The following is an 861-nucleotide window of genomic DNA, read 5'->3' as shown; positions in this document are numbered from 1 at the left end:
TTCCGCAAAACGAATTGCACGCAAAGTATCTGCAACAGAAAGTTTTTCTAATTTTTCTTGAATTTTCGACTTTCGACGTAAACCTGCAGTATCAAAAAGCTTAATATGACGACCGCGCCATTCCCAATCCACAGAAATGGAATCACGAGTTAATCCTGCTTCAGGTCCTGTCAACAAACGATCTTGCCCTAACATCCTATTGATGAGAGTTGATTTTCCGGTGTTTGGGCGACCAGCAACTGCAATCCGAAGGGGTTTACTTTTATCGTAAACATCCCCCTTTTCTTCTAAATTATCAATATAATCATCAAGAGATGCTGACTGTAAAGCAATATGTTCTTCTTGGTTTTTGCTTGCAAAAATTCTCTCTCCCCCACTAGCCTTCATAATTGCATCACGAAGATCCGAAAGACCTAAACCATGTTCAGCAGATATTGAACAAGGCTCCCCCAACCCTAACGACCATGCCTCATATTCTCCCCCAATTGCCGCTTTTGACTCAGATTTATTGGCAACAAGCACAATCGGCTTGCCTGATTTGCGAACCAGTGACGCAAAATTTAAATCACTCGGCGTTATTCCACTCTTTGCATCAAATACAAATAAAATAAGATCCGCTTCATCGATAGCAGCTTTTGTATGAGCACGCATACGACCTTCGAGTGTATGATCACCGGTTTCTTCCAACCCAGCCGTATCAATCACATCAAAACGCAGATCTTGAAGTGTTGCAGCATGAACACGCCGATCGCGTGTCACACCAGGCTTATCATCAACCAAAGCCAATTTTTGCCCAACCAAACGATTAAAAAGCGTTGACTTTCCAACATTAGGACGACCAACTATAGCAATGGTAAGGCT

The 861-nt window shown here is 42.4% G+C and carries 1 protein-coding gene; it reads right to left on the bottom strand.

Features of this window, described 5'->3' with window-relative positions:
* A partial coding sequence (gene der / locus ACFINZ_RS10245; RefSeq protein ID WP_375701456.1) for a ribosome biogenesis GTPase Der occupies nt 1-861 on the bottom strand: 861 nt, incomplete at both ends.

The sequence above is a fragment of the Bartonella sp. AA81SXKL genome (assembly GCF_042196945.1).
In the GTDB taxonomy this organism is placed as follows: Bacteria; Pseudomonadota; Alphaproteobacteria; order Rhizobiales; family Rhizobiaceae; genus Bartonella.
The sequence above is the reverse complement of the archived record's forward strand: the minus strand, read 5'-3'. Positions and strand labels throughout refer to the sequence as shown.